Annotated in this window: 16 protein-coding genes, 1 tRNA gene and 1 pseudogene; 15 read left to right on the forward strand and 3 right to left on the reverse strand. The window is 40.4% G+C overall.

The window, feature by feature from the left end:
- Window positions 1–97 precede the first annotated feature (97 nt).
- The 3 genes from gatD to HT717_RS08455 all read right to left on the reverse strand — a co-directional run bounded on the left by gatD (window position 98) and on the right by HT717_RS08455 (window position 3,790).
- The gene (gatD, locus tag HT717_RS08445) at window positions 98–880 is read right to left on the reverse strand and encodes a lipid II isoglutaminyl synthase subunit GatD (protein WP_173305001.1); all 783 of its coding nucleotides are present in this window, start codon (window positions 878–880) and stop codon (window positions 98–100) included.
- On the reverse strand, window positions 880–2,223 hold the full coding sequence (murT, locus tag HT717_RS08450) for a lipid II isoglutaminyl synthase subunit MurT (protein ID WP_173305003.1): 1,344 nt from the start codon (window positions 2,221–2,223) through the stop codon (window positions 880–882). Before murT ends, gatD begins: the two co-directional genes overlap by 1 nt.
- 250 nt (window positions 2,224–2,473) lie before the next feature.
- On the reverse strand, window positions 2,474–3,790 hold the full coding sequence (locus tag HT717_RS08455; RefSeq protein WP_173305005.1) for an FAD-containing oxidoreductase: 1,317 nt from the start codon (window positions 3,788–3,790) through the stop codon (window positions 2,474–2,476).
- Between the two features lie 328 nt (window positions 3,791–4,118).
- Here HT717_RS08455 and HT717_RS08460 point away from each other — a divergent pair, with 328 nt between their 5' ends.
- The 15 genes and pseudogenes from HT717_RS08460 (at window position 4,119) to HT717_RS08530 (ending at window position 19,855) form a co-directional block, all read left to right on the forward strand.
- Window positions 4,119–5,684: a DEAD/DEAH box helicase gene (locus HT717_RS08460; RefSeq protein ID WP_173305007.1), complete on the forward strand. Its 1,566-nt coding sequence runs from the start codon at window positions 4,119–4,121 to the stop codon at window positions 5,682–5,684.
- Between the two features lie 278 nt (window positions 5,685–5,962).
- Window positions 5,963–6,751, forward strand: coding sequence for a GTP-sensing pleiotropic transcriptional regulator CodY (gene codY / locus HT717_RS08465; protein ID WP_000940738.1), 789 nt, complete (start codon window positions 5,963–5,965; stop codon window positions 6,749–6,751).
- Window positions 6,751–7,326, forward strand: a complete 576-nt coding sequence (locus HT717_RS08470; protein WP_049539920.1) for an isochorismatase family cysteine hydrolase — start codon at window positions 6,751–6,753, stop codon at window positions 7,324–7,326. The genes codY and HT717_RS08470 overlap by 1 nt, the downstream gene beginning before the upstream one ends.
- 80 nt (window positions 7,327–7,406) lie before the next feature.
- Window positions 7,407–7,492: transfer RNA gene (locus tag HT717_RS08475), tRNA-Leu, on the forward strand.
- A gap of 140 nt (window positions 7,493–7,632) precedes the next feature.
- The gene (locus HT717_RS08480; protein ID WP_173305009.1) at window positions 7,633–8,910 is read left to right on the forward strand and encodes an ABC transporter permease; all 1,278 of its coding nucleotides are present in this window, start codon (window positions 7,633–7,635) and stop codon (window positions 8,908–8,910) included.
- Window positions 8,911–9,036: 126 nt separating this feature from the next.
- Window positions 9,037–9,684, forward strand: coding sequence for an ABC transporter ATP-binding subunit Vex2 (gene vex2, locus HT717_RS08485; protein ID WP_173305011.1), 648 nt, complete (start codon window positions 9,037–9,039; stop codon window positions 9,682–9,684).
- Window positions 9,685–9,878: 194 nt separating this feature from the next.
- Window positions 9,879–11,258: an ABC transporter permease subunit Vex3 gene (gene vex3, locus HT717_RS08490; protein ID WP_173305013.1), complete on the forward strand. Its 1,380-nt coding sequence runs from the start codon at window positions 9,879–9,881 to the stop codon at window positions 11,256–11,258.
- Window positions 11,259–11,399: 141 nt separating this feature from the next.
- Window positions 11,400–12,056 carry a response regulator transcription factor VncR gene (gene vncR / locus HT717_RS08495; RefSeq protein WP_173267326.1) on the forward strand — a complete coding sequence of 219 codons (657 nt, stop codon included), beginning with the start codon at window positions 11,400–11,402 and terminating at the stop codon, window positions 12,054–12,056.
- On the forward strand, window positions 12,053–13,381 hold the full coding sequence (gene vncS, locus HT717_RS08500) for a sensor histidine kinase VncS (protein ID WP_173305015.1): 1,329 nt from the start codon (window positions 12,053–12,055) through the stop codon (window positions 13,379–13,381). The genes vncR and vncS overlap by 4 nt, the downstream gene beginning before the upstream one ends.
- A 140-nt stretch (window positions 13,382–13,521) precedes the next feature.
- Window positions 13,522–14,403, forward strand: coding sequence for a class II fructose-bisphosphate aldolase (locus tag HT717_RS08505; RefSeq protein ID WP_001019001.1), 882 nt, complete (start codon window positions 13,522–13,524; stop codon window positions 14,401–14,403).
- A gap of 217 nt (window positions 14,404–14,620) precedes the next feature.
- Complete coding sequence (locus tag HT717_RS09975; protein WP_173305017.1) at window positions 14,621–15,940, forward strand: hypothetical protein; 1,320 nt, start codon at window positions 14,621–14,623, stop codon at window positions 15,938–15,940.
- Window positions 15,941–16,485: 545 nt separating this feature from the next.
- Window positions 16,486–16,842: pseudogene (locus HT717_RS09980) on the forward strand (N-acetylmuramoyl-L-alanine amidase family protein); the annotation flags it as partial.
- A gap of 413 nt (window positions 16,843–17,255) precedes the next feature.
- Window positions 17,256–18,248 carry an ATP-binding cassette domain-containing protein gene (locus HT717_RS08520; RefSeq protein ID WP_001240792.1) on the forward strand — a complete coding sequence of 331 codons (993 nt, stop codon included), beginning with the start codon at window positions 17,256–17,258 and terminating at the stop codon, window positions 18,246–18,248.
- 1 nt (window position 18,249) lies between these two features.
- Complete coding sequence (locus HT717_RS08525; RefSeq protein WP_173305022.1) at window positions 18,250–19,068, forward strand: ABC-2 family transporter protein; 819 nt, start codon at window positions 18,250–18,252, stop codon at window positions 19,066–19,068.
- Window position 19,069: 1 nt separating this feature from the next.
- Window positions 19,070–19,855 (forward strand): ABC transporter permease, encoded by a 786-nt coding sequence (locus tag HT717_RS08530; protein WP_084925846.1) that lies wholly within the window; start codon window positions 19,070–19,072, stop codon window positions 19,853–19,855.
- The last annotated feature ends 615 nt before the right edge of the window (window positions 19,856–20,470 follow it).

Consider the following 20,470-nt stretch of genomic DNA (forward strand, 5'->3'; position numbering starts at 1 on the left):
GCAAAAAAAGAGAGAAAATGCAAGGGAGAAGGGTAAAAGAACAGACAAAAAGAACTCCGACAAGATAACAGAGTTCTTTGATATCATTTTCCTTTGTTTAAGAAAAGTCAGCTTTGCTTTTGACGTCGCTGTATTCCTCAGCGATTTCTTGGCTGAGAATGTCCTCATAGGCAGGGAGTTGGATATCCTGACCATATTTCTTCTTGAGGGCAGTAGTGACTAGGCGATAAGCTAGATTAGCATTACGAGAGAGAATAGGTCCGTGGAAGTAGGAACCAAAGACATTCTTATAATGAACCCCTTCGCCGACCTTTTCTTCGTTATTTCCATTTCCATAGACAACCTGTCCCAGCGGTTTTTGGTCATCTGAGAGGAAGGTACGTCCCTGATGATTTTCAAATCCATAGTAGGTTTCATCGAAATCTTCATTGTGAATCTTGATGTCACCGATAAAGCGGTTATTGGTCTGGTTGAGGGTGTAGTGGCCCATGACACCGAGCCCTTCGATACGTTTACCTGAAGCTTCAATATAATATTGGCCCAATAGTTGAAAACCACCACAGATAGCCAGAACCACACCGTCGTTTTGGATGTAGTTGTCAATGCTCTCTTTTTTAGCAGGTAGGTCGTCTGCAATGATACTTTGTTCAAAGTCTTGACCACCGCCGAAAAAGGCGATATCATAGTGCTTTTCATCAAAGTCATCATGGAGAGAAACGATGTCAACCGTCACATGGGCCCCCAATTTTTCAGCCACATACTTGAGCATGAGGATGTTTCCATTGTCCCCATAGGTATTCATGAGGTTACCGTAGAGGTGGGCAATGTTGAGTTGATAGTGGTAATTGCCAGCTTTTGAGGAAAGTGAAGTATAAACCATTAGTTCATCTCCTTTCTAACAATCTGACGACTAGCCAGCAGTTCGCGGAATTCTAGCATAGCAGTATAGGTAGCCAGGATATAGGCATGCTTGCAATCTTGATTCTCAATGGTCTTGAGAACTTGTTCCAGATTGCTTGTTTCAGTGATTTTCTCAGCTGGATAGCCAGTCACTCGAAGGCGACGTGCAATTTCAGAATGACGAACACCGCCAGCGTTGATTTCGGGAATGTCCATGTCAGTGATTTGTTCAAAGTCAGCATCCCAAATCCAGCTAGTATCAATTCCGTCCGCATAGTTGGCATTAAGGAGAACAGATAGGCTAAATGGATAAGGCGCTAGTTTAATCATTTCGATAGCTTGGGTCGCACCGACTGGATTTTTAATCAAGACAAGGGTACATTCTTTATCGCCGATATGGAAGGTTTCCTGACGACCAAAGACGGCACGGCTCTTGTCAAATCCCTGCTTGATTAGTTGCGAATCGGCACCGAGGAAACGGGCGATAGCAACCGCAGCAAGGGCGTTGTAGATATTGTAGAGACCACCGATTTGAATACCGTATTCTTGTCCGTCAATGACAAAGCGAGAGCGATTGTTGGTCAACTCAACTAGTTCTGTCAAGCGATAGTCCAGATCAGGACGTTTACATCCGCAGCCTTCACAGATATAGGCACCCAAGTTTGCATAGGTATTGTGCTCATATTTGAGGATGCTTTGACAGTCAGGACAGAGAATACCTTCGGTATTGTAGTGAGCCAGTTTGGCTGGTCCTTTTTCCAAGTCAAAACCAAAATACTGAACAGGATTTGGAATAGCTGGCTTGTAGAAAAGCGGACTGTCACCATTGAGGAGAACAGTAGCTGTAGGCACCTTACGAATGGCATCCAAAATCATCTTGTAAGTTGTGTAAATCTCACCATAGCGGTCCATCTGGTCACGGAAGATATTGGTGATAACAAATAAGCTTGGTTGGATATAGTCACAGATACGAGATAGACTGGCTTCGTCGATTTCTAGAACGGCAATATTTTTACCAGTTTTAGAAGATTTGGCTGTTAGGAAGGTTGTCGCAATTCCTGTGATCATGTTTGCACCGCTTGGGTTGGTCAGAACTTGACCATAAACTTCTTGTAAAATGCCGACAGTAAGGGCAGTTGTCAAGGTTTTTCCATTGGTTCCAGTGACCACGACAATCTCGTAGTTCTTAGCTAGATTTTGTAAAATATCTTTATCAAATTGAAGGGCAAGTTTTCCTGGGAGCGTACTTCCACGGCCAAGACGGCTTAAAACGAAGTGGGAAGAACGCCCAGCAAGGAGGCCCAAAGTAGTTTTTAAGTTCATGTTTCTATTATATCATAAAAGAGGGAAAAGACAGATTTGCTACTCAATGAAAATCAAAGAGCAAACGAGGAAGCTAGTCGTAGGTTGCTCAAAGTACTGCTTTGAGGTTGTAGATAGAACTGACGAAGTCAGTAACATATATACGGCAAGGTGAAGCTGACGTAGTTTGAATTTGATTTTTGAAGAGTATGAGATTCCGCAGAAGTAAAAACAGCCCAAAGAGGGCTGTTCGATATGATTAAATCTCAACTTAAATCGCAAACAAGTCATTCAAGTTTTCAGCCAAGGTTGGGTGAGTGAAGATTTGTTTTGTGAAGTAAGTGTAAGGAATCTTGTTGTCCATAGCAACAGTAATGATGTTGATGATTTCTTGAGAACCTTCTGAGAAGATGCTTGCTCCAAGAATTTCTTTTGTTTCAGTATTAACAACAGCTTTGAAAGCTCCGCGAAGGTCTCCGTTTACGTGACCACGAGGCATTGCTGCAACTGGAATTTCCTTAACAGCGTATGGAAGTTTCAAATCAGCCGCTTGGCTTTCAGTCAAACCAACTTGTGAAAGTGCAGGTGTGATGAACATAGTGTTTGGTACATTGAGACGGTCTTCAAGTGTGTAGCTGCCATCTCCAGCAAGGTAGCTGTAAACAACACGGAAGTCATCAAGTGAAATGTAAGTAAATTGAAGTCCACCGTTGACATCCCCAACTGCAAAGACACCAGGAACGTTTGTTTGACAATGTTTGTCTACTTTAATAGCACCACGTTCAGTTAGTTCAATATCTGTATTTTCAAGTTGAAGTGGTTCTACATTTGGTTTGCGTCCAGTTGCGTAGAGAAGGGCGTCGAAACGGTACGTTTCGTTTTCAGTTACGAGGAGCACTTGGTCACCATCGTTTTTGATTTCAGTAGTGCGGATATTTTGAAGTAATTCAATACCGTCTTCTTCCATATATTGCTTAGCAAGAGCTGCGATGGAAGGTTCTGCACGAGGTAGGAAAGTATCCAAGGCATCTAGAACTGTGACCTTGCTTCCAAGTTTATTGTAAAGACCAGCAAATTCAAGACCGATATTTCCGCCACCAAGGACACCAAGTTTTTCAGGCAATTTGTCCAAGTTTTGGATACCTGTTGAGTCAAAGACATTTTTGCTTGTAGCAAGTCCTGGAATTGGCAAGACGTTTGAAACAGCACCAGTGTTGATGACGATAGTTTCAGCAGTCAATTCTTGTTTTTCATCACCAGCTTGGATTTCGATGACTTTATTTGAAAGGAAGTGAGCTTCCGCATCAAAGATATCCACGCCTGTACCAGCAACAGTCGCATAGTTTTTACCGTTGAGGCGACCAGTGATCGTGTTTTTGGTAGCAATCACTTCTTCAAAAGACAAGTCTTTCTCAGCAGCAACTAGCAAAGTTTTAGTTGGGATACAACCAATGTTGATACAAGTTCCACCGTACATTGCTTTGCTACGTTCAACGAGGGCAACTTTTTTGCCAGCTGAAGCCAATTTACCAGCTAGTGTTTTACCAGCTTTACCAAATCCGATAACGATTAAATCATAAGTTAACATTTAGAGTTCCTCCTATTCGCATTTCATTCTAGCACAAGAAAAAAACTTTTGCACAATTCTGCTACGTTTTAAAAAAGTTAATGAAATTGTTGAAATTTTAGCCTTATTTTCTCAGAAAATCGTTTACATGACATTATCGAAGGATTAGGCTATCTTTTGCTTCTCTCTTGTGTTATACTAGATAGGTTGCAAAGAAAACAGTACTTTTCTTTTGTGGAAAAGAAGCAACACGATTTTATATCCAGTATATGAAAATACGTCATAAAAAGAAAAGTATAAACTAAGCCCTATAGGGTGGCTTCGCACCACCTTTAGAAAGAAGAATAACGTGAAATTTAATGAATTAAACTTGTCTGCTGAATTGCTAGCAGAGATTGAAAAAGCTGGTTTTGTAGAAGCTAGTCCGATCCAAGAGCAAACCATTCCTTTGGCACTTGAAGGTAAGGACGTTATCGGTCAAGCACAGACTGGTACAGGGAAAACTGCAGCCTTTGGCTTGCCAACCCTTGAAAAAATTCGTACAGAAGAAGCAACGATCCAAGCCTTGGTCATCGCTCCAACTCGTGAACTCGCTGTCCAAAGTCAAGAGGAATTGTTCCGCTTTGGTCGTAGTAAGGGAGTGAAAGTCCGCTCAGTATATGGTGGATCAAGCATTGAAAAACAAATTAAGGCTCTTAAATCTGGTGCCCATATCGTGGTGGGAACACCTGGTCGCCTTTTGGACTTGATTAAACGCAAAGCCTTGAAATTACAAGATATTGAAACGCTCATCCTTGACGAAGCGGATGAAATGCTCAACATGGGCTTCCTTGAAGACATCGAAGCTATTATTTCTCGTGTCCCTGAAAGCCGTCAAACCTTACTTTTCTCAGCAACTATGCCAGATGCTATCAAACGTATCGGTGTTCAGTTTATGAAAGAACCTGAGCATGTCAAGATTGCTGCCAAGGAATTGACGACAGAATTGGTTGACCAGTACTATATCCGTGTTAAAGAACAAGAAAAATTTGATACCATGACACGTCTCATGGATGTGGAACAACCAGAACTTGCTATTGTATTTGGTCGTACCAAACGCCGTGTAGATGAATTGACTCGTGGTCTGAAAATCCGTGGCTTCCGTGCAGAAGGAATTCATGGAGACCTAGACCAAAACAAACGTCTTCGTGTCCTTCGTGACTTTAAAAACGGGAACCTTGATGTTTTGGTTGCGACAGACGTGGCAGCGCGTGGTTTGGATATTTCAGGTGTGACCCATGTCTATAACTACGATATTCCCCAAGATCCTGAAAGCTATGTTCACCGTATCGGTCGTACAGGTCGTGCTGGTAAGTCAGGTCAATCGATTACTTTCGTAGCACCAAATGAGATGGGCTACCTTCAAATCATCGAAAACTTGACTAAAAAACGCATGAAGGGGTTGAAACCAGCGACAGCAGAAGAAGCTTTCCAAGCTAAAAAGCATGTTGCACTTAAGAAAATTGAACGTGACTTTGCCGATGAAACTGTTCGTGGGAACTTTGATAAATTCGCAAAAGATGCCCGTAAATTGGCAGCTGAATTCAGTCCAGAAGAATTGGCAATGTATATCCTAAGCTTAACTGTTCAGGATCCAGATAGTCTTCCAGAAGTTGAAATTGCGCGTGAGAAACCATTGCCATTTAAACCATCAGGTAATGGCTTCGGTGGTAAAGCTAAGGGAGGTCGTCGTGGAGATGACCGTCGTGATCGCGAACGCCGTGGCAATGGTCGTCGTGATGATTTCAAAAAAGGAAGTCGTGGAAATGATCGTTATGATAAGGAAAAACGTTACCGTAAGGATAATAAAAAACCACGCACTACTTCAAGCGAAAAGAAAACAGGCTTTGTTATTCGTAACAAGGGCGATAAATAAGAAAAAGCGGTTCAAAATGAATCGCTTTTTTATATAAGGAGACCGAGGGTAAAAGAAGATGGTGATAGCAAAGGATAGGTGAAATGGAAAGGTATTATCCAGTCATCTTCTTATGATAATATAATATCAAAAACAAATTAGCTTGTCAATGATAAAAATCTATTTTTCTAAAATATTTCAGCTAGTCTAAATTGCAATTAAATAAGCAATTTTCAGATAATAATTGAAAATTCAAGCTTTTTATGTTATAATGGTAGCGATTAAATTCGAGGTGAAAAATGGCACATTTATTAGAAAAAACTAGAAAAATTACTTCTATCCTGAAGCGCTCGGAGGAGCAGTTGCAGGAAGAACTTCCTTACAATGCGATTACACGTCAGCTTGCTGATATTATTGATTGTAATGCTTGTATTGTTAACAGCAAGGGGCGTCTCCTTGGCTATTTTATGCGTTATAAAACCAATACAGATCGCGTAGAGCAATTTTTCCAAACTAAAATTTTTCCGGATGACTACATTCAAGGTGCGAACATGATCTATGATACAGAAGCCAATCTGACAGTGGATCATGATTTAAGTATTTTCCCTGTGGAAAGTCGTGCCGATTTTCCAGATGGCTTGACAACCATTGCACCGATTCATGTATCAGGAATTCGCTTGGGCTCTTTGATTATTTGGCGCAATGATAAAAAATTCGAAGATGAGGACTTGATCCTTGTTGAGATTGCCAGTACCGTTGTTGGGATTCAGCTTCTTAACTTCCAACGAGAAGAAGATGAGAAAAATATCCGTCGCCGTACTGCCGTCACCATGGCAGTCAACACTCTTTCTTATTCAGAACTCCGTGCTGTTTCAGCGATTTTAGGGGAATTAAATGGAAATGAAGGGCAGTTGACTGCGTCTGTGATTGCAGACCGTATCGGTATTACCCGTTCTGTGATTGTCAATGCTCTTCGTAAACTTGAGTCTGCGGGAATTATTGAAAGTCGCTCACTTGGAATGAAGGGAACCTACCTTAAGGTCTTGATTTCAGATATTTTTGAAGAAGTGAAGAAAAGAGATTACTAATGACTAAAGCTTTGATTTCGATTGATTATACAGAAGATTTTGTTGCCGACAGTGGTAAATTGACAGCAGGTGCCCCAGCTCAAGCTATTTCGGAAGCCATTAGTAAGGTGACTCGATTAGCTTTTGAACGAGGAGATTACATCTTCTTTACCATTGATGCTCATGAAGAAAACGATTGTTTCCATCCAGAAAGCAAGCTATTTCCTCCTCACAATTTGATTGGGACTAGTGGACGCAATTTATACGGAGATTTGGGGACCTTTTATCAAGAGCATGGTTCAGACAGTCGTGTCTTTTGGATGGATAAACGCCATTACTCAGCTTTTTCAGGGACTGACCTGGATATCCGTTTGAGAGAGCGTCGAATTTCTACAGTGATTTTAACTGGAGTCTTGACGGATATCTGTGTTCTGCATACAGCTATAGATGCCTATAATCTAGGATATGACATCGAGATTGTTCAACCAGCTGTTGCTTCTATCTGGCCTGAAAATCATCAATTTGCCCTAGGCCATTTCAAAAATACACTTGGAGCTAAGTTAGTAGATGAAAAGCTAAATGAACTTTCAGAGTAATTTAGTTGATGAAGTGAAAAAATTTTGAAAAAAGTGTTGACAAGAGTCCTAAAAGTTGATATACTAGTAAAGTAATCGACGCGGGGATGGCGGAATTGGCAGACGCGCAGGACTAAGGATCCTGTGACCGCTTTAGGTCGTGAGGGTTCAAGTCCCTCTCTCCGCATAGGATAAGGGTTAGCTTAGGCTAGCTCTTTTGTTTTCATCTAATTCAAGCAGAGCAAAAAAATTTTTGCTCTTTTTTTGCATTTCATAAACATTTCATATTTGAATTTTATAATAGTCTTACAAATATGGAGGTGACAAATGAATCCAATCCAAAGAGCTTGGGCTTATGTCAGCAGAAAACGACTGAGAAGTTTTATTTTATTTCTGATTTTATTGGTCCTATTGGCTGGAATTTCAGCCTGTTTGACTCTGATGAAGTCCAACAAAACAGTGGAAACCAATCTTTATAAATCACTCAATACATCTTTTTCTATTAAGAAGATAGAAAATGGTCAGACCTTCAAGTTGTCAGACCTAGCATCTGTAAGCAAGATTAAGGGACTGGAAAATGTCTCTCCTGCACTCGAGACGGTCGCAAAACTGAAAGACAAGGAAGCGGTGAGTGGTGAGCAGAGCGTCGAACGTGATGACTTGTCAGCTGCGGACAAGAACTTGGTGAGCTTAACAGCTCTTGAGGATTCATCTAAGGATGTGACCTTTACCAGCTCGGCTTTCAATCTAAAAGAAGGGCGACACCTTCAAAAAGGGGATTCCAAGAAAATCCTGATTCATGAAGAATTGTCTAAAAAGAACGATCTTTCGCTTCATGACAAGCTTCGCTTGGATGCTGGACAGTCAGAATCTGGCAAAGGACAAACAGTAGAGTTTGAGATTGTCGGCATCTTTTCTGGTAAAAAACAAGAGAAATTTACAGGCTTGTCTTCAGACTTCAGTGAAAACCAGGTCTTTACAGACTATGAAAGTAGCCAAAGCCTTTTGGGAAATGGTGAACCTCAAGTCAGTGCAGCACGCTTCTATGTAGAAAATCCTAAGGAAATGGATGGACTTATGAAGCAGGTGGAAAACTTGGCCTTGGAGAATCAAGGCTACCAAGTCGAGAAGGAAAGCAAGGCTTTTGAACAAATCAAAGACTCAGTTGCTACCTTCCAAACCTTTCTGACCATCTTCCTTTATGGAATGTTGATAGCAGGAGCAGGAGCCTTAATTTTGGTTTTGTCTCTCTGGTTGAGAGAACGAGTCTATGAAGTGGGAATCCTTCTGGCACTTGGAAAAGGCAAGAGCTCGATCTTCCTACAATTCTGTTTAGAGGTGGTTTTGGTATCTCTTGGTGCTTTGCTTCCAGCATTTGTTGCAGGAAACGCCATTACATCTTATCTACTCCAAACTCTACTAGCAAGTGGAGATCAGGCAAGCTTACAAGATACACTAGCCAAAGCAAGCAGTTTATCAACCAGCATCTTATCTTTTGCAGAATCCTATGTTTTTCTAGTTCTGCTTAGTTGCTTATCTGTAGCCCTTTGTTTCCTATTCTTATTTAGAAAATCACCGAAAGAAATTTTATCATCTATTAGTTAATACTCTTCGAAAATCTCTTCAAATCGCGTCAGTCTTATCTGCGACCTCAAAGCTGTGCTTTGAGCAGCTTGCTGCTAGATTCCTAGTTTGAACTTTGATTTTCATTGAGTATATGAAGGAGAAATCATGACTTTATTACAATTACAAGATGTTACTTACCGTTATAAGAACACTGCTGAAGCAGTCCTATATCAGATCAATTATAATTTTGAACCCGGAAAATTTTACAGTATTATTGGGGAGTCAGGAGCAGGAAAATCCACTCTCTTGTCCCTACTTGCTGGTCTAGATAGTCCTGTTGAAGGTTCGATTCTTTTCCAAGGAGAGGACATTCGTAAGAAGGGCTATTCGTACCATCGTATGCACCATATTTCCCTGGTTTTTCAAAATTATAACTTGATAGATTATCTTTCTCCGCTGGAAAATATCCGCTTGGTCAACAAAAAAGCAAGCAAGGATACACTTCTTGAGCTTGGTTTGGATGAAAGTCAGATTAAGCGGAATGTTCTCCAGTTATCAGGTGGTCAACAGCAACGTGTTGCCATCGCTCGTAGTCTGGTATCAGAAGCTCCAGTTATTCTAGCTGATGAGCCAACAGGAAATCTGGATCCTAAAACTGCTGGAGATATTGTCGAACTGCTCAAATCACTTGCCCAGAAAACAGGTAAATGTGTCATCGTCGTCACCCACAGCAAAGAAGTGGCACAAGCGTCAGATATTACACTTGAATTGAAGGATAAGAAACTGACTGAAACTCGCAATATGACGAAATAATATGAGCTTTTTCAGTTATACTCTTCGAAAATCTCTTCAAACCACATCATCGTCGCCTTACCGTAGATATGGTAGTCTTATCTACAACCTCAAAGCAGTGCTTTGAGCAACCTACGGCTAGCTTCCTAGTTTGCTTTTTGATTTTCATTGAGTATTAGAACTAAAAAATAGAACAACATCTAGAAAGGGAACCTATGTTACACAATGCATTTGCCTATGTTACAAGGAAGTTTTTCAAATCGATTGTTATCTTCCTGATTATTCTCCTCATGGCGAGCTTGAGTTTGGTCGGCTTGTCGATCAAGGGAGCTACTGCCAAGGCTTCTCAGGAGACCTTTAAAAATATCACCAACAGCTTCTCCATGCAAATCAATCGTCGCGTCAATCAAGGAACGCCACGTGGTGCTGGGAATATTAAAGGTGAAGATATCAAAAAAATCACCGAAAACAAGGCCATTGAGTCTTATGTAAAACGCATCAACGCTATCGGAGATTTGACTGGCTATGAACTCATCGAAACGCCAGAAACCAAGAAAAATCTGACTCCTGACCGTGCCAAACATTTTGGAAGTAGCTTGATGATTACAGGTGTCAATGACTCCTCTAAAGAAGACAAGTTTGTCTCTGGTTCTTATAAGTTGGTCGAAGGTGAGCACCTAACCAACGACGACAAAGATAAGATTATCATGCATAAGGACTTGGCAGCCAAACACGGCTGGAAAGTTGGAGATAAGGTCAAATTGGACTCTAATGTCTACGATGCAGACAATGAAAAAGGAGCCAAGGAAACAGTTGAAGTGACAATCAAGGGACTCTTTGATGGTCACAATAAGTCGGCAGTAACCTACTCACAAGAACTCTATGAAAACACAGCTATCACAGACATTCATACGGCTGCTAAACTTTATGGATACACAGAAGACACAGCTATTTATGGGGACGCAACCTTCTTTGTAACAGCAGACAAGAACTTGGATGACGTCATGAAAGAGTTGAATGGTATCAGTGGTATTAACTGGAAGAGCTACACACTCGTTAAGAGCTCATCTAACTACCCAGCTCTTGAGCAATCCATCTCTGGTATGTACAAGATGGCCAACCTCCTCTTCTGGGGTAGCTTGAGCTTCTCAGTTCTTCTCCTAGCCCTCTTGCTCAGCCTTTGGATTAACGCTCGTCGCAAGGAAGTGGGAATTCTCCTCTCTATCGGTCTTAAGCAGGCAAGTATCTTGGGTCAATTTATCACCGAATCCATCTTGATTGCCATCCCTGCTCTTGTTTCTGCTTACTTCTTAGCTACTTACACAGCGCGTACAATCGGAAATACTGTTCTTGCCAATGTCACTTCAGGTGTTGCCAAGCAAGCCAGCAAGGCTGCTCAAGCCTCTAACCTTGGTGGTGGTGCAGAAGTAGATGGCTTTAGCAAGACCTTGTCGAGCCTAGATATTTCCATTCAGACATCAGACTTTATCATCGTCTTTGTCCTTGCCTTGGTTCTAGTGGTTCTCGTTATGGCGCTTGCTTCAAACAATCTTCTTAGAAAACAACCAAAAGAGCTCTTGCTCGATAGCGAATAACAAACTTGCTACCTATTCTCCCCTAAATGGGGTATAATATGGGTAGCATTTTTATCTGTTTTGTCTTGATAAGTCCTCTGTTTATCAGGATGAAAGCAAGATGATTTACAAGAAATTTAAAGGAATGTGAAACGTTTTTCTATGAAAATTTTAATTGTAGAAGATGAAGAGATGATCCGTGAGGGAATCAGTGACTATTTGACGGATTGTGGTTATGAAACCATTGAGGCGGCGGACGGACAAGAAGCTCTGGAGCAATTTTCTAGCTATGAGGTAGCCTTGGTTTTACTGGATATCCAGATGCCCAAGCTCAATGGCTTAGAAGTTCTGGCTGAGATTCGTAAAACCAGCCAGGTTCCTGTATTGATGCTGACCGCTTTTCAGGATGAGGAATACAAGATGAGTGCCTTTGCTTCTCTGGCAGATGGCTATCTGGAAAAACCTTTTTCTCTGTCCCTTTTAAAAGTGAGGGTCGACGCGATTTTCAAGCGCTACTATGATACGGGACGAGTCTTCTCCTATAAGGATGCTAAGGTGGACTTTGAGAGCTACAGTGCAAGCCTAGCAGGTCAAGAAGTGGCCATCAATGCCAAAGAGTTGGAAATTCTGGACTATCTGGTGAAAAATGAAGGACGGGCCTTGACTCGATCTCAGATTATTGATGCTGTATGGAAGGCGACAGATGAGGTTCCCTTTGACCGTGTTATTGATGTCTATATCAAGGAATTGCGGAAAAAGCTAGATTTGGACTGCATCCTCACCGTGCGCAATGTTGGTTATAAATTGGAGCGAAAATGAAACGAACAGGTTTGTTTACAAAGATATTTATCTATACCTTCTCGATTTTTAGTGTTCTGGTTATCTGTCTTCATTTAGCCATTTATTTTCTCTTTCCCTCGACTTATCTGAGCCACCGTCAGGAAACCATTGGCCAGAAAGCGACAGCCATTGCCCAGTCCCTAGAGGGAAAGGATAGGCAGAGTATCGAGCAAGTCTTAGACTTGTATTCCCAGACCAGTGATATCAAGGGAGCAGTCAAGGGAGAGATGACTGAGGACAAGTTAGAAGTCAAGGAAAGTCTTCCTCTGGACACGGACCGACAGACCACCTCCCTCTTTATCGAGGAGCGCGAGGTGAAAACGCAAGATGGTGGCACCATGACTATCCAGTTTATAGCGTCCATGGACTTGCAAAAGGAAGCAGAGCAGATTAGTCTTCAATTTCTGCCCTATACCTTGTTGGCCTCCTTTCTAATTTCCCTCTTGGTAGCCTATATCTATGCTCGGACCATTGTTGCCCCAATTTTGGAAATCAAGCGGGTGACTCGTCGGATGATGGATTTGGATGCCCAAGTGCGATTGCGCGTGGACTCTAAGGATGAGATAGGTGATCTCAAGGAACAAATCAATAGCCTCTATCAGCATCTTTTGACTGTCATTGCGGACTTGCATGACAAGAATGAAGCTATTCTCCAGCTTGAGAAGATGAAGGTCGAATTCCTACGAGGGGCTTCCCATGAATTGAAAACACCTCTGGCTAGTTTGAAAATTCTGATTGAAAACATGAAAGAAAATATCGGCCGCTATAAGGCTAGAGACCACTATCTGGGAGTTGCCTTGGGGATTGTGGATGAACTCAATCACCATGTTCTCCAGATACTTTCTCTCTCGTCTGTGCAGGAATTACGAGATGATAGGGAAACAATAGACCTCCTCCAGATGACGCAAAGTCTGGTTAAGGATTATGCTTTACTAGCCAAGGAAAGAGAACTCCAGATTGATAATAGTTTGAACCATCAGCAGGCTTATCTAAATCCATCTGTGATGAAGTTGATTCTTTCTAACCTCATCAGCAATGCTATCAAGCACTCCACTCTAGGTGGCTTGGTTCGAATTGGTGAAAGAGAAGGGGAACTTTTTATCGAGAATAGCTGTAGTCCTGAAGAACAAGAAAAACTGGCCCAGTCTTTTTCTGATAATGCTAGTCGCAAGGCCAAGGGGTCTGGGATGGGGCTCTTTGTTGTTAAAAGTTTATTAGAACATGAAAAATTAGCTTATCGTTTTGAAATGCAGGAGAATCGTTTAACTTTCTTCATAGCTTTTCCAAAAGTTGCCCAAGACTAGGCAGAGAAAGGGTTTACATAGATGAAGCTAGAAGAAATTCAATTGAAACTGCGGGAAAAACTAGATTTTTTTGTCAAAAAGTGATAAAATGAACAATGTAAATGGGATGACCCATAAAAATATACAGGAGGCCTAATAAAATGGCAATCGTTTCAGCAGAAAAATTTGTCCAAGCAGCTCGTGACAACGGTTATGCAGTTGGTGGATTTAACACAAACAACCTTGAGTGGACTCAAGCTATCTTGCGCGCAGCAGAAGCTAAAAAAGCTCCAGTTTTGATCCAAACTTCAATGGGTGCTGCTAAATACATGGGTGGTTACAAAGTTGCTCGCAACTTGATCGCTAACCTTGTTGAATCAATGGGTATCACTGTACCAGTAGCTATCCACCTTGATCACGGTCACTACGAAGATGCACTTGAGTGTATCGAAGTTGGTTACACTTCAATCATGTTTGACGGTTCACACCTTCCAGTTGAAGAAAACCTTAAATTGGCTAAAGAAGTTGTTGAAAAAGCACACGCTAAAGGTATCTCAGTAGAAGCTGAAGTTGGTACTATCGGTGGTGAAGAAGACGGAATCATCGGTAAAGGTGAATTGGCTCCAATTGAAGACGCTAAAGCAATGGTTGAAACTGGTATCGACTTCTTGGCAGCTGGTATCGGTAACATCCACGGTCCTTACCCAGCAAACTGGGAAGGTCTTGACCTTGACCACTTGCAAAAATTGACTGAAGCTCTTCCAGGATTCCCAATCGTATTGCACGGTGGATCAGGTATTCCTGATGAGCAAATCCAAGCAGCTATCAAACTTGGTGTTGCGAAAGTTAACGTTAATACTGAATGCCAAATCGCATTCGCTAACGCAACTCGTAAATTTGCTCGTGACTACGAAGCAAACGAAGCAGAATACGACAAGAAAAAACTCTTCGACCCACGTAAATTCTTGGCTGACGGTGTAAAAGCTATCCAAGCATCAGTTGAAGAACGTATCGACGTATTCGGTTCAGAAGGTAAAGCTTAATCTAGCTGAACAATACACACAGAACCTACCCATTGGGTGGGTTTTTTGTGTGTGGGAAAAATAAATGATATAGACTTTGTATTATGCCTTTGATATAATTAATTTAGCTTAAAGGTAAATATCAAGTTTTTTAATATGTGGTAATATATAGTTTTAAAACTTAATAAAGTTACTAGCTAGTTTTAGTATATTAGAATTATTGGAGTTTAGGTTAGAGATGAAAGATAATATCGTAAGTTTTTTTCAGTATTTTTTATGGAAAAGAAAAATTAAAGGGGTTCATACTCACAGTGAGGCTAGTGTTAGACGAGCTTTTAGGTCTATTGCACAGAATGGATTTGATTATTATGGTGAGTCAGTACCTTATGGTCGGGCTAAGTGGTTTATTGAGTCAGAAAAAGAATTTTATAACGAATTCTCTAATACTGAATTTGAATATTTTGGCTATTCTCCGGTTAGAAGTTTAAAGGAAGAAGATTTCAAAGAATATGGTTTACTCTTGACCCAGTATGGAATTTTTGAAAAAATGCAAATCAAGGATCAAGAAAGGTGTAATGTACAATTTTTTCCATTTTCCAATTTATGGAAAGTAGAGGTAGATGACAATGATCAGTTAGTATTTTACTATCCATATGGGATTATTAAGCGTTTGAATGTCTCGAATAATTTGAACTATGTTGTTAGAGAATTGAATGAATTGATTGCTTCTGGTTATACAAATGATGTACAAGTTGAAAATTTAAACACACAGTTATTAAAAATTGGTAAAAAAAATATTAACTCAGCTACCTTTAGAAGAGGAACTGAAATAGGAGTTGTTTCTTGGATTTTATTAAGTGTAGGTGATAGATTGCATAAAGCTCAAATAAATGCAATGGTTAGTGCTCCTTCAGGGCATGGACATGCAGCTGAGTATGCAAATAATCTAATGGATAAGATTAAATATCCATTCCACCATGTAAGACAAACAGGTCAAGATAATGCAAAAAATGGTGCGGATAGAATGGTTGGAAATCAAAAAATTCAAACTAAGTACTATAACAATGCTAGAGGTACTGTAAATGCAGCTTTTGAATCTAAAAATGATGGAGGAATGTATAAGTATAATGGAATGCAATTGGAAGTTCCTAAAGACCAGTATGATAGAGCAGTGGAATTGTTTGAAGAAAAAATTAGACAGGGTAAAGTTGAGGGAGTTACTAATCCAAAGGAGGCGAAAAATTATATTAGAAAGGGGCACATAACTTATAGAGAATCAAAATTGATAGCTCAAGGAGGTAATTTGACCTCGATTAAATTTGATGCAATTGATGGAGTTATTAATTCATTACCTGGTGTAGGTATTAGCTTTGTTATTGTCTTTTCTCAGGCTAAATGGTCAGGTGCAGAAACCAAAGATGCGGCCCTAATGGCTGGTAAAGCAGGATTAAGAACACTAGCTATGGGAACGAGTATCTATGTTGCGTCACAGCAATTTGCAAAAATATTTACAAAACAAATTAATGATTATTTTGGAAAAAAATTACAGCTGAAGTAGTTGCAAGACGAGCTGCCCCGGTGATTTCATTTGCTGTTATTATGGGTCCAGATATTTTTGAAGCGCTTGTTGGAAGAATTTCTTCCCAGCAGTTATTAAAAAATGCAGCAGTTGCTGGGGGCGGTATGATGGCAGGAGCTGGTGCAGGTGCGGTTGGTGGTGCAATTGCAGGACCAATAGGTGCATTAGCAGGTGCGATTATAGGAGGAATTGCAGGAGGAATAGGAGCAAAAGCAATTGCTGATCAATTCATAGAAGATGATCGTGTGGAAATGTTTGCTCAATTAAAAGAAGAGTTTATTGATATTGTGATGGTTATTTCGCTATCTCAGAAAGAGTTTAATAAAATCCAAGAAGATGTCTTTAATGAACAATTAGAAGGTTTATTGAAGGATATGTTCCAGAGAAAAGAAAATAGTCGAACTTATGCGAAAGAGTTTGTTGAGGAAAAAGTTAAATCTGTCATAAAAGATAGAAAACGAGTTGAATTGAAGGATATTATTGAGGCTGTTCAAGTAATAAATGATATTCAAGATTCATCGGAATCAGGATGGACACAAAATGATGGCGCTTGGTACTATCTAAATAATAGCGGTTCTTTAGCAAGGGGGTGGGTTCAAGATAATGAACATTGGTACTATCTAAGTGAAGATGGAGCCCTGGTAACAGGTTGGTTTCAATATAATGATGTCTGGTATTACTTGAAAGATAATGGAGCTATGGCGACAGGTTGGATTCAAGATTCAGGGAAATGGTATTATTTAAATGAAGACGGATCAATGGTAACAGGTTGGTACCAAGTTGGCGAAACATGGTATTATTCATATTCTTCAGGAGAACTCGCAGTTAATACTACCATAGACGGGTATAGAGTTAATGAAAATGGGGAATGTGTTGATTAAATTGAATATGTGAGGTAAAATCATTTTTAATACTAGCCTGCCCATGAGGGAGGGTGGGTTTTTGGGCGTTTTAAGGAGACTATTAAGCCAGAATTTTGGACTAATACTCTTCGAAAATCTCTTCAAACCACGTCAGCTTTATCTGCAACCTCAAAGCTGTGCTTTGAGCTACCTGCATCTAGCTTCCTAGTTTGCTCTTTGATTTTCATTGAGTATAAAAATACCACTTTAAGAGAGAAATCTCTAATTTCATAACTTATAGGCAAGCGCTTGCATTCTAGTTTTTATTGGACTATAATAGGTTGGTATAAAGCTTTCTGTAGTAATAACATGTAGAAGGTGTAGAAAGTAAGGATTTAGAATATTTGTAGTCAAAAGACAATGTTGCTATTCCTTGCGATAGGGAGATAGATATGGCAATGATAGAAGTGGAACATCTTCAGAAAAATTTTGTGAAGACTGTTAAGGAACCGGGCTTGAAGGGGGCTTTGCGCTCCTTTATTCATCCTGAAAAGCAGACCTTTGAAGCGGTCAAGGATTTGACCTTTGAGGTCCCAAAAGGACAAATTTTAGGATTTATCGGGGCTAATGGTGCTGGGAAGTCGACAACAATCAAAATGCTGACAGGGATTTTAAAACCGACATCTGGTTTTTGTCGGATTAACGGCAAGATTCCCCAGGACAATCGCCAAGATTATGTCAAGGATATTGGAGTGGTTTTTGGGCAAAGAACCCAGTTGTGGTGGGATTTGGCTCTACAAGAGACCTACACGGTTTTAAAAGAGATTTATGATGTGCCAGACTCACTTTTCCATAAGCGCATGGACTTTTTGAATGAAGTCTTGGATTTGAAGGACTTTATCAAGGATCCCGTGCGGACTCTTTCACTGGGTCAAAGGATGCGGGCGGATATTGCAGCTTCCTTGCTTCACAATCCTAAAGTTCTCTTTTTAGATGAGCCGACCATTGGTTTGGACGTTTCGGTCAAGGATAACATTCGTCGAGCTATTACTCAGATCAATCAGGAGGAAGAAACCACCATTCTCTTGACCACTCACGACTTGAGCGACATTGAGCAACTCTGTGATCGGATTTTTATGATTGACAAGGGGCAGGAGATTTTTGATGGAACGGTGAGCCAACTCAAGGAAACCTTTGGAAAGATGAAGACGCTCTCATTTGAACTGCTACCAGGTCAAAGTCATCTAGTTTCTCATTATGAAGGCTTTTCGGATATGACAATTGATAGACAAGGAAATAGTCTCAACATTGAATTCGATAGTTCTCGCTACCAATCAGCTGATATTATCAAGCAAACCCTGTCTGATTTTGAAATCCGCGATTTGAAGATGGTGGATACGGATATTGAAGATATTATCCGCCGCTTCTATCGAAAGGAGCTCTAAGATGGTCAAATTGTGGAGACGTTATAAACCCTTTATCAATGCAGGTGTTCAGGAATTGATTACCTATCGAGTCAACTTTATTCTTTATCGGATCGGCGATGTCATGGGTGCTTTTGTGGCCTTTTATCTCTGGAAGGCTGTCTTTGATTCTTCGCAAGAGTCTTTAATTCAGGGCTTCAGTATGGCGGATATCACCCTCTACATCATCATGAGTTTTGTGACCAATCTTCTTACTAGGTCAGATTCGTCCTTTATGATTGGGGAGGAGGTCAAGGATGGTTCCATCATCATGCGCTTGTTGCGACCAGTGCATTTTGCGGCTTCTTACCTCTTTACCGAGCTTGGCTCCAAGTGGTTGATTTTTATCAGCGTTGGCCTTCCATTTTTAAGTGTCATTGTCTTGATGAAAATCATATCGGGTCAAGATATTGTAGAGGTGCTAGGATTAACAGTCCTTTATCTTTTTAGCTTAACGCTGGCCTATCTGATTAACTTTTTCTTTAATATCTGCTTTGGATTTTCTGCCTTTGTGTTTAAAAATCTTTGGGGTTCCAACCTACTTAAGACTTCCATAGTGGCTTTTATGTCTGGAAGTTTGATTCCCTTGGCCTTCTTTCCAAAGGTTGTTTCAGATATTCTATCCTTCCTGCCTTTTTCATCCTTGATTTACACTCCGGTCATGATTATCGTTGGGAAATACGATGCCAGTCAGATGATTCAGGCGCTCGCTTTGCAGTTTTTCTGGCTCTTAGTGATGGTGGGCTTGTCTCAGTTGATTTGGAAACGAGTCCAGTCATTCATTACCATTCAGGGAGGTTAGTATGAAAAAATATCAGCGTATGCATCTGATTTTTATCAGACAATATATCAAGCAAATCATGGAATACAAGGTGGATTTTGTAGTTGGTGTTCTGGGAGTTTTTCTGACCCAAGGCTTGAACCTCTTGTTTCTCAATGTCATCTTTCAACACATCCCATCCCTAGAAGGTTGGACTTTTCAAGAAATTGCTTTTATCTATGGCTTTTCCTTGATTCCTAAGGGGTTGGACCATCTCTTTTTTGACAATCTCTGGGCACTGGGACAGCGTTTGGTGCGAAAAGGGGAGTTTGACAAGTATCTGACACGTCCTATCAATCCTCTCTTTCATATTTTAGTTGAGACCTTTCAGATTGATGCCTTGGGAGAACTCTTGGTCGGTGGGATCCTACTGGGAACAACAGTGACTAGTATTGCTTGGACTCTTCCAAAATTCCTGCTTTTCCTAGTCTGCATACCATTTGCGACCTTGATTTATACTTCCTTGAAAATTGCGACAGCCAGTATTGCTTTTTGGACCAAGCAGTCAGGCGCCATGATCTACATTTTCTATATGTTTAATGATTTTGCCAAGTATCCAATTTCCATTTACAATTCATTTCTTCGTTGGTTGATTAGCTTTATCGTGCCTTTTGCCTTTACGGCCTACTATCCTGCCAGCTATTTCTTGCAGGACAAGGATGTAATCTTTAACATCGGAGGTTTGATGTTGATTTCCCTTGTCTTTTTTGGTATTTCCCTTAAACTCTGGGACAGGGGCTTGGATTCTTATGAAAGTGCTGGGTCCTAAGATGAAGAAACTCAAAGCCTTGTCTCAGGACAGGCTTTTTCTAATAGAGAAGAAAATTCCTTGACATTTATTCTCAGAGTGCTATATTGTAAGTGTAATCGCCGATTTAGCTTATACTCTTCGAAAATCTCTTCAAACCACGTCAGCTTCGCCTTGCCGTATATATGTGACTGACTTCGTCAGTTCTATCCACAACCTCAAAGCAGTGCTTTGAGCTGACTTCGTCAGTTCTATCTACAACCTAAAAGCAGTGCTTTTAGCAACCTGCGGCTAGCTTCCTAGTTTGCTTTTTGATTTTCATTGAGTATCAGTTGGTAGAGCAAGGCACTCGTAAAGTTTAGCTCCTAGGTGAATAAATGCCCGAATATCTGAAAAATTTATATATAAATAACCGTTAAGCCTTATTCTTAGCGGTTATTTATATTGTTTAATAGCGCTGATATTTCATCAATGATGTTTGACTTTGTGATGTTGCTAGTGCTTTAAGTTGATTGCTACTATTTTTGATGGTGTGAATGTGCTTATAATGTATCCCAGTTAACTACGAATTTTTTTGACTTAATCTTATTTTTAATACGTATTAAAAAATAAATTAATGCATGTTAATTTTTCTTG

This window comes from Streptococcus sp. 959 (genome assembly GCF_013277075.1).
GTDB classification, from domain to species: domain Bacteria; phylum Bacillota; class Bacilli; order Lactobacillales; family Streptococcaceae; genus Streptococcus; species Streptococcus pseudopneumoniae_C.

Excerpts from the sequence above, each read along its gene's own strand:
- HT717_RS09975 (WP_173305017.1), top strand. The coding sequence starts at position 14,621 with ATGAAAGATAATATCGTAAGTTTTTTTCAGTATTTTTTATGGAAAAGA.
- HT717_RS08505 (WP_001019001.1), top strand. The coding sequence starts at position 13,522 with ATGGCAATCGTTTCAGCAGAAAAATTTGTCCAAGCAGCTCGTGACAAC.
- HT717_RS08470 (WP_049539920.1), top strand. The coding sequence starts at position 6,751 with ATGACTAAAGCTTTGATTTCGATTGATTATACAGAAGATTTTGTTGCC.
- murT (WP_173305003.1), bottom strand. The coding sequence starts at position 2,223 with ATGAACTTAAAAACTACTTTGGGCCTCCTTGCTGGGCGTTCTTCCCAC.
- gatD (WP_173305001.1), bottom strand. The coding sequence starts at position 880 with ATGGTTTATACTTCACTTTCCTCAAAAGCTGGCAATTACCACTATCAA.
- vncS (WP_173305015.1), top strand. The coding sequence starts at position 12,053 with ATGAAACGAACAGGTTTGTTTACAAAGATATTTATCTATACCTTCTCG.
- HT717_RS08520 (WP_001240792.1), top strand. The coding sequence starts at position 17,256 with ATGGCAATGATAGAAGTGGAACATCTTCAGAAAAATTTTGTGAAGACT.
- HT717_RS08480 (WP_173305009.1), top strand. The coding sequence starts at position 7,633 with ATGAATCCAATCCAAAGAGCTTGGGCTTATGTCAGCAGAAAACGACTG.
- codY (WP_000940738.1), top strand. The coding sequence starts at position 5,963 with ATGGCACATTTATTAGAAAAAACTAGAAAAATTACTTCTATCCTGAAG.
- HT717_RS08525 (WP_173305022.1), top strand. The coding sequence starts at position 18,250 with ATGGTCAAATTGTGGAGACGTTATAAACCCTTTATCAATGCAGGTGTT.
- vncR (WP_173267326.1), top strand. The coding sequence starts at position 11,400 with ATGAAAATTTTAATTGTAGAAGATGAAGAGATGATCCGTGAGGGAATC.
- vex2 (WP_173305011.1), top strand. The coding sequence starts at position 9,037 with ATGACTTTATTACAATTACAAGATGTTACTTACCGTTATAAGAACACT.
- vex3 (WP_173305013.1), top strand. The coding sequence starts at position 9,879 with ATGTTACACAATGCATTTGCCTATGTTACAAGGAAGTTTTTCAAATCG.
- HT717_RS08455 (WP_173305005.1), bottom strand. The coding sequence starts at position 3,790 with ATGTTAACTTATGATTTAATCGTTATCGGATTTGGTAAAGCTGGTAAA.
- HT717_RS08530 (WP_084925846.1), top strand. The coding sequence starts at position 19,070 with ATGAAAAAATATCAGCGTATGCATCTGATTTTTATCAGACAATATATC.